This is a genomic window from Streptomyces flavofungini (assembly GCF_041028215.1).
GTDB classification, from domain to species: Bacteria; Actinomycetota; Actinomycetes; order Streptomycetales; family Streptomycetaceae; genus Streptomyces; species Streptomyces flavofungini_B.
The window spans coordinates 1-7,257 of record NZ_JASKYR010000377.1 but is presented as its reverse complement, the minus strand read 5'-3'; the positions used below and the strand labels follow the sequence as shown (position 1 = coordinate 7,257).

Here is a 7,257-nt window from a genome sequence, read left to right as displayed (position 1 = left end):
GCGCGGAAGATCCCCGAAACAGACATGCGAAACTTTTCACATGAGTGCCGCCTGCCGCGCCCCCCGCGGTCGCGGAAAGTCCCATTTCAGGAGGGTTGCCGAGCTGCTCCCGGACCGGGCCGCCGGATGGCGGTCACACGGTCCGGCGGGACGGCTTCAGGCCGTCTTGCCGAGCGCCTTCCAGCCACCCGCCGGGGCCTGGCCGACCTCAAGGCCCTGGAGCGCCTGGAGCACCTTCGGGTCCTGCACGTCGAGCCAGTCGACGAACTGCCGGAAGGAGACCAGACGTACGTCCTTCTTGCCCGCGATGTGCTTCAGGGCCTCCTCGACGGCATCCATGTAGATGCCGCCGTTCCACTCCTCGAAGTGGTTGCCGATGAAGAACGGGGCGCGGTTGGACTCATAGGTCCGCTTGAAGCCCGCTATGTAGGCCTCGGCGGCCTGCTTGCGCCAGCCCGGGTAGTTGTGGGCCGGTGCCTTCGTGCTGTTCTTCGACTGGTTGGCGAGGATGTTGTAGTCCATCGACAGGACCTCGAAGGAGTGCCCGGGGAAGGGGATCTGCTGGAGCGGCAGGTCCCAGACGCCCATCTTCTTCGTCGGCCACTTCTGGCGGCCGCCGGGCGAGGAGGCGTCGTAGCGCCAGCCGAGCTTCTTGGCGGTCGGCAGCAGGTTGTCCTGGCCGAGCAGACACGGCGTACGGCCGCCGACGAGTTCCTTGTCGTAGTCGAAGGGCAGCGACGGCAGATCGGTCCAGCCCGTGTTCGTCCGCCATTTCTTCACGAACGACTTGGCCTGGTCTATCTCGTCCTGCCATTGCGCGGACGTCCAGTTGCCGACCGTTCCGGTGCCCGAGCAGAAGTGCCCGTTGAAGTGGGTGCCGATTTCATGGCCGTCGAGCCACGCCTCGCGTACGTACTTCAGCGTCTCCTTGATGTGACCGTCGGTGAGATAGCCGATGTCGGAGGCGCCGACCGAGTTGTTCGGCGGACGGTACATGCGCTTCTTCGATTCCGGAAGCAGATAAAGCCCGGAGAGGAAAAACGTCATGTGCGCTTCGTGCTCCTTGGCGAGCTTCAGAAAGCGCGGGAACAGCCCGTTGCCGACCTCGCCCGCGCCGTCCCAGGAGAAGATCACGAACTGCGGGGGCGTCTCGCCGGGCTGGAGCGGCGTCGGCTTCCCCGGCTGGTGGGGCTGCGGTCCCGTGTACGCGGTCGAGCCGTCGCCGATCGGCTTCACCGGGTGCTTGGCGGCGCCCCCCTGCCCGTCCTTGGCCTTGTCCGCGGGCCCCGAGGAGTCGCCGTCGGCCCCGGAGCCGCAAGCCGCGAGACCGAGAGCGGCGGCTGCGCCCGCTCCGAGTCCGAGCATTCCCCTGCGGCTGATGTCGAGCATTCCATCCCCATTCGTCGCGCCCCTGGCTCCGTCCGCTGTATGTGCCAAGCAGACGGTTGACCAGTTAGAGGGCGCGACGAACGGCGGGGTTCCAGCACGTCGCTTTTATTTGAGGAGTTTTACCCGGAGAGCGTCTGTAAGAGCCCTGGAATAGACATACAGTTGCCGCGCGATCACGTGACGTGAATAAGAACGCGGCAACTGTACGGGCAATGCCGTCAGGCGCCGAAGGCCTTACCCGCCGCCGCGTCCTTGCCCTTCACCGGCTTCGCACCGGCGAGGAGATGGGCGGGGACGAGATCGCGCGCGGGCTCGGAATAACCCACCGAGACGATGCGGTCACCGCGGTAGGTGAACGTCGTGAGCGAGGCGAGCGTGCACTGCCGCTTGCGCGGGTCGTGCCACAGCCGCCGCTTCTCCACGAAGCTGCGCACGATCCAGATCGGGAGCTGATGGCTGACGCAGACCGCCTCGTGCCCCCGCGCGGCGTCCTTCGCCGCGTCCAGGGCGCCCATCATCCGCACGACCTGCTCCACGTACGGCTCGCCCCAGGAGGGCTTGAAGGGGTTGACGAGGTGCTTCCAGTTGTCCGGGTTCTTCAGCGCGCCGTCGCCGACCCCGAAGGTCTTGCCCTCGAAGACATTGCCCGCCTCGATGAGCCTGCCGTCCGTGGCGAGGTCGAGGCCGTGCGCCTTGGCGATCGGGGTGGCCGTCTCCTGGGCGCGGTCCAGCGGTGAGGCGACGACGTGCGTGACATCGCGCTGGGCGAGGTGCTCGGCGACCCGGTCGGCCATCCGGCGGCCGAGGTCGGAGAGGTGGTAGTCGGGCAGCCGCCCGTACAGGATGCCCTCGGGGTTGTGCACCTCTCCGTGGCGCATCAGATGGACGACGGTCAGCTCGTCACCCGCTGCCGTGCCGCTCATGCGGTGACCTCCGTGGCTTCCGCCGCCGCGCGGGCGGCGGCGGGCAGGGCGGCGGCGATCCGCTCGACCGCGCGCTCGTCGTGGGTGGTGGACACGAACCAGGACTCGAAGGCGGACGGCGGCAGATAGACGCCCTGCGACAGCATCGAGTGGAAGAAGGCGGTGAAGCGGAACGACTCCTGGGTCTTGGCGTCGTCGTAGTTCCGCACGGCCTTGTCGGTGAAGAAGACCGAGAACATGTTGGAGGCGTTCTGCACCGTGTGCGCGACGCCCTCCTTGGTCAGCGCCTCGCTCACCAGGGTCCTGAGCCGCTCCGAGACCGCGTTCACCGTCTGGTACGCCGCGTCGTCGAGGAGGCGGAGCTGGGCGAGGCCCGCGGCCGTCGCGACCGGGTTACCGGAGAGCGTGCCCGCCTGGTACACCGGTCCTGCCGGGGCGAGGTGCTCCATGACGTCGGCGCGCCCGCCGAAGGCCGCGGCCGGGAAGCCGCCGCCCATGACCTTGCCGAAAGTCATCAGGTCGGGACGGACGCCGTCGACGCCGAACCAGCCCGCCTTCGACGTACGGAAGCCGGTCATCACCTCGTCCGAGATGTACAGCGCGCCGTGCTCGCGGCAGAGGTCCGCGAGCGCCTGGTTGAAGCCCTCGGCCGGCGGCACGACGCCCATGTTGCCCGGCGAGGCCTCGGTGATGACGCAGGCGATCTGTCCCGCGTTCGCCGCGAAGGCGGCGCGCACCGCCGCCAGGTCGTTGTACGGCACGACGATCGTGTCGCCCGCCTGGGCGCCGGTGACGCCCGGCGTGTCGGGCAGGCCGAGGGTCGCCACGCCCGAACCGGCGGAGGCGAGCAGGGCGTCGACATGGCCGTGGTAGCACCCGGCGAACTTGATCACCTTGGCGCGGCCGGTGAAGCCGCGGGCGAGGCGGATGGCGGACATGGTCGCCTCGGTGCCGCTGGAGACGAGCCGCACCTGCTCGACCGGCTCGATCCGGGCCACGATCTCCTCGGCGAGGGCGACTTCGCCCTCCCCGGGGGTGCCGAACGAGGTGCCGCGCGCGACGGCCTCCTGAACTGCGGCGATGACCTCGGGGTGCGCGTGGCCGAGAATCATCGGCCCCCAGGAACACACGAGGTCGACATACTCGCGGCCGTCGGCGTCAGTCAGGTACGGACCGGTACCGGACACCATGAAACGGGGCGTTCCACCCACAGCGCGGAACGCGCGCACGGGAGAGTTCACACCGCCGGGCGTCACGGCCGCCGCACGGTCGAAGAGAGTCTGCGAAACTGGGGCGTTATACGGGAAGCTCACACGAGCCATGGTGTCAGAGGGTTCGGACATCCTGCGGACAGGTGTTTCACTCCACGTTTTAGCGGGTGAGCGTGGGGGAGGTCACTGACACGATGATCGGGTTGCGTGGCGGGGGCCGCGAGGCCTAGAAAAGACAGGGCCGTGCCGCCCTGGCAAAGCAGTCGGGTGGAGATATGCATCGCGGTGGCGGACTGGGCGAGGGGACCGAAGGCCTGGGCCCGCGGCGTGCCCGGCGTGGCAAGCACCGACGCGAGGCGGAAGCGCAGCCCGCGCAGGCGCCCGAGCAGGTGCGGGGCGCCTCCAGTGAGTCCCGGCGGGACCGGGCTAGCAGCAGGAGTGGCGGGGTGGGGGTGACGTACAAGTACTTCGGTGCCCCGGACGGCGCCACCGCCGCCCGCGTGCCCATCTCGATGCGGCCCGAGGAGCTCGGCGGCGACGAGCTCGGCATGGGCGGCATGTTCACGAAGATCAAGCCGGAGACGATGGCCGCGATGGTCCTCACCGGCATCGAGGGCATACCCCTGCACAAGGTCCCCCCGCTGGAACTGGTCGTCCTCCACCCCGACTACGCCGTGGTGAAGCTCCCCATGACCGTCGTCGACCCGCTGCGCGGCATCGGCGAGGAGTCGGTGGGCGCCGCGGCCTTCATCTGGTCCACGGTCCCCGACCGCGGCGGCCCCCGCGACGCCTTCAACGTCTACCAGCTCCTCCATGAGTGGCAGGACTTCAGCCACCGGCTCCACGACGCGGGACACCAGGCCTACTGCCTCGTGTGGCCCTGACCGGCCCGGCCGCCCTTCACCGCCGGGCCAGCGCCGCGAGCTGTTCCGCGAAGGGGACGACCTGGGCGGGTCCGGGCTCCTCCTGGGGCGCCGGGCGCATCAGCCGTGCCAGTTCCGCGGCCGCCCGGTCCACCCGTGCGGCGAGGCCCTCCGCTCCCCAGTCCTCGGACGCCGCGTACACCCCGGTCGGGACGACGACGGCGCGCAGGTAGGCGAAGAGCGGGCGCAGGGCGTGGTCGAGGACCAGGGAGTGCCGGGCCGAGCCGCCGGTGGCGGCGACCAGGACCGGCTTGCCCGCGAGGGCGTCCCTGTCCGTGCCGCTCACGGCGTCGAAGAAGGACTTGAACAGGCCGCTGTAGGTGGCGGAGAAGACGGGCGTGACGGCGATCAGGCCGTCGGCCCCGCGCACCGCCTCGATCGCGGCGCTCAGGGCGGGCCCCGGGAAGCCGGTGGTGAGGCTGTGCGCGATCTCCACGGCGAGGTCGCGCACCTCGACGACCTCGGTCTCCACCCCGGCGTGGTCCCCGGTGGCGGCCGCGAGGCGGTCCGCGAGCAGCCGGGTGGACGAGGGCACGCTCAGCCCCGCCGATACGACGACGAGCTTCATGCCGTCACCTCTTCCGTCTCGTTCGATTCCTGCCGGGCCGTGCGGGCGGCGTGCGTGGGGGCGTCCGGGACGTCGGCCGGGCGGTTCTTCGCGAACTCCTCGCGCAGGACCGGGACGACCTCCTCGCCGAGGATGTCGAGCTGCTCCAGGACGGTCTTGAGCGGCAGGCCCGCGTGGTCCATCAGGAAGAGCTGCCGCTGGTAGTCGCCCACGGTGTCGCGGAACGACAGCGTCCGCTCGATCACCTGCTGCGGGGAGCCCACGGTCAGCGGGGTCTGCTCGGTGAACTCCTCCAGCGAGGGCCCGTGCCCGTACACCGGCGCGTTGTCGAAGTACGGCCGGAACTCGCGGACCGCGTCCTGGGAGTTGGCCCGCATGAACACCTGGCCGCCGAGCCCGACGATCGCCTGCTCCTCGGTGCCGTGCCCGTAGTGCGCGTACCGCTGCCGGTACAGCTCGACCATCCGCTTGGTGTGGTCGGCGGGCCAGAAGATGTTGTTGTGGAAGAAGCCGTCTCCGTAGTACGCGGCCTGCTCGGCGATCTCCGGGGACCGGATGGAGCCGTGCCAGACGAAGGGCGCGACACCGTCCAGCGGCCGGGGCGTGGCCGTGAAGGACTGGAGCGGCGTACGGAACTTGCCCTCCCAGGTGACGACGTCCTCGTCCCAGAGGCGGCGCAGGAGCGCGTAGTTCTCGACGGCCAGGTTGATGCCCTGGCGGATGTCCTTGCCGAACCACGGGTAGACCGGGCCGGTGTTGCCGCGCCCCATCATCACGTCGACGCGGCCGTCGGCGAGGTGCTGGAGCATCGCGAAGTCCTCCGCGATCTTCACCGGGTCGTTGGTGGTGATCAGCGTGGTGGAGGTGGACAGGACGAGCTTCTCCGTGCGGGCGGCGATGTAGCCGAGCATCGTCGTCGGGGACGACGGCACGAAGGGCGGGTTGTGGTGCTCGCCGGTCGCGAAGACGTCGAGCCCGACCTCCTCGGCCTTGAGCGCGATCGCGACCATCGCCTTGATGCGCTCGGCCTCGCTCGGCGCCCGGCCGGTGGTCGGGTCGACGGTCACGTCTCCGACGCTGAAGATTCCGAACTGCATGGCAGACATGGCTGGACTCACCCTTCGCAGGTTGTTGACTGTTCAACTATACCCATGAACGGAGGGTGCCGGGCGGGTATTCCCCCCCCGGGAGGCGGGGGTGTGCGTCACCCCTGGGAGTCAGGGGCGGGGCCGAGCCTCTCCGCCTCGGTGCCGGGGAAGGCGGCGCGGGCCGGCAGCGGGACCAGTGCGGGTCGCGGCCGGBGGCCGCGAGGAGGCGCTCGAAGGCGGTGGCCCCGGCGGGGGCGGGGGCGGCCTCCGCGAAGACGCCCATCGTGCGGGCCATCGGGCCGAGGCCCTCGACAACCTCGGTGAGCCGCCGCACGACCGCGTCCGCCTCGCCACCGGCCTCGTACGCCTGGCCCGTCGCCCTGGCCAGGTCCCAGGCGTGCACGGTCAGATCCAGGAGCGCCATGCCGCCGACGGTCCCCGCGGGCATGCCCATCGCCCCCGTCGTGCCCTGGTCGGCGCCGGGCGCGGCCCAGGCGGCGACGAGCCGCTCCGCCTCGGCGGCGAAACGCCCGCGCCAGTCGCCGCCCTGCGCCACGTAGGCGGGGGTGGCGGAGAAGTCCGAGTCGCGCTTGGCCGCCAGTTCCTGGAACTGGACGAGCACATGGATGAGGTGATCGACGAGGGCCTGTACGTCGTAGTCCGCGCAGGGCGTGGGAGCGGTGAGGCTCTCGTCGGGGAGGGCGCGGACGACGGGGACCGCTCGGGCGGCGGCCTGGGCGAGCAGGTCGCTGATCGTGGTGGCCTCGACGCCGTGGTCGCTGCCGTTGTCGTGGCCGGTGTCCGGAATGTTCGTGTTCATATGTCGACCGTACGGAGCGGGGTGCGGGCCGCGCTTGAACAAACGCGACACCGCGCGGGCGCCGCGTACGGCACGCCGCGTACGCCTCGCCGGATACGGCCCGGTGCCTTCCGGCTCTACGATCCCCGCATGCCGGACGCCCCACGCCGCGACACCCGAGGCATCGTCGACGCCGCCGGGCTCTTCTCCCGGGTGCGGTTCCGCCGCCACGCGCCCGCCGAGGCGCTGCGCCCCTATCTGGAGCACTACTGGTTCATCGACTGGGACCTGCCCGAGCCCTACGCCTCCCACGTCGTCCCGCACCCCAGCGTGAACGTCGTCTTCCAGGCGTACGA

At 70.4% G+C, this 7,257-nt stretch carries 8 protein-coding genes; 2 read left to right on the top strand and 6 right to left on the bottom strand.

Going from position 1 to position 7,257, the window contains the following annotated elements:
* Positions 1–156: 156 nt before the first annotated feature.
* The 3 genes from AB8Z36_RS24150 to hemL all read right to left on the bottom strand — a co-directional run bounded on the left by AB8Z36_RS24150 (position 157) and on the right by hemL (position 3,634).
* On the bottom strand, positions 157–1,389 hold the full coding sequence (locus AB8Z36_RS24150) for a hypothetical protein (RefSeq protein WP_369215465.1): 1,233 nt from the start codon (positions 1,387–1,389) through the stop codon (positions 157–159).
* Positions 1,390–1,607: 218 nt separating this feature from the next.
* On the bottom strand, positions 1,608–2,312 hold the full coding sequence (locus AB8Z36_RS24145) for a histidine phosphatase family protein (RefSeq protein ID WP_369215464.1): 705 nt from the start codon (positions 2,310–2,312) through the stop codon (positions 1,608–1,610).
* Positions 2,309–3,634, bottom strand: a complete 1,326-nt coding sequence (gene hemL, locus AB8Z36_RS24140; RefSeq protein WP_369215463.1) for a glutamate-1-semialdehyde 2,1-aminomutase — start codon at positions 3,632–3,634, stop codon at positions 2,309–2,311. Before hemL ends, AB8Z36_RS24145 begins: the two co-directional genes overlap by 4 nt.
* A 164-nt stretch (positions 3,635–3,798) precedes the next feature.
* On the opposite strand from hemL, the gene AB8Z36_RS24135 reads away from it, so the two are divergent.
* Positions 3,799–4,407, top strand: a complete 609-nt coding sequence (locus AB8Z36_RS24135) for a hypothetical protein (RefSeq protein WP_369215462.1) — start codon at positions 3,799–3,801, stop codon at positions 4,405–4,407.
* 16 nt (positions 4,408–4,423) lie between these two features.
* Here the strand turns inward: AB8Z36_RS24135 and AB8Z36_RS24130 are convergent, their stop codons facing one another.
* From AB8Z36_RS24130 to AB8Z36_RS24120, 3 genes are read right to left on the bottom strand one after another with little or no spacing between them, the layout of a single operon-like run.
* A complete protein-coding gene (locus AB8Z36_RS24130) occupies positions 4,424–5,014 on the bottom strand; it encodes an FMN reductase (RefSeq protein WP_369215461.1) in 591 nt (196 codons plus the stop codon).
* Positions 5,011–6,111, bottom strand: coding sequence for an LLM class flavin-dependent oxidoreductase (locus tag AB8Z36_RS24125; RefSeq protein WP_369215466.1), 1,101 nt, complete (start codon positions 6,109–6,111; stop codon positions 5,011–5,013). The genes AB8Z36_RS24130 and AB8Z36_RS24125 overlap by 4 nt, the downstream gene beginning before the upstream one ends.
* Before the next feature lie 46 nt (positions 6,112–6,157).
* Complete coding sequence (locus AB8Z36_RS24120; RefSeq protein WP_369215460.1) at positions 6,158–6,922, bottom strand: TIGR03086 family metal-binding protein; 765 nt, start codon at positions 6,920–6,922, stop codon at positions 6,158–6,160.
* A 129-nt stretch (positions 6,923–7,051) separates the two neighbouring features.
* On the opposite strand from AB8Z36_RS24120, the gene AB8Z36_RS24115 reads away from it, so the two are divergent.
* Positions 7,052–7,257, top strand: a 206-nt coding sequence (locus tag AB8Z36_RS24115) for a DUF6597 domain-containing transcriptional factor (protein WP_369215459.1), incomplete at its 3' end; no start/stop codon positions are given.

Excerpts from the sequence above, each read along its gene's own strand:
- AB8Z36_RS24150 (WP_369215465.1), bottom strand. The coding sequence starts at position 1,389 with ATGCTCGACATCAGCCGCAGGGGAATGCTCGGACTCGGAGCGGGCGCA.
- AB8Z36_RS24145 (WP_369215464.1), bottom strand. The coding sequence starts at position 2,312 with ATGAGCGGCACGGCAGCGGGTGACGAGCTGACCGTCGTCCATCTGATG.
- hemL (WP_369215463.1), bottom strand. The coding sequence starts at position 3,634 with ATGGCTCGTGTGAGCTTCCCGTATAACGCCCCAGTTTCGCAGACTCTC.
- AB8Z36_RS24135 (WP_369215462.1), top strand. The coding sequence starts at position 3,799 with ATGCATCGCGGTGGCGGACTGGGCGAGGGGACCGAAGGCCTGGGCCCG.
- AB8Z36_RS24130 (WP_369215461.1), bottom strand. The coding sequence starts at position 5,014 with ATGAAGCTCGTCGTCGTATCGGCGGGGCTGAGCGTGCCCTCGTCCACC.
- AB8Z36_RS24125 (WP_369215466.1), bottom strand. The coding sequence starts at position 6,111 with ATGCAGTTCGGAATCTTCAGCGTCGGAGACGTGACCGTCGACCCGACC.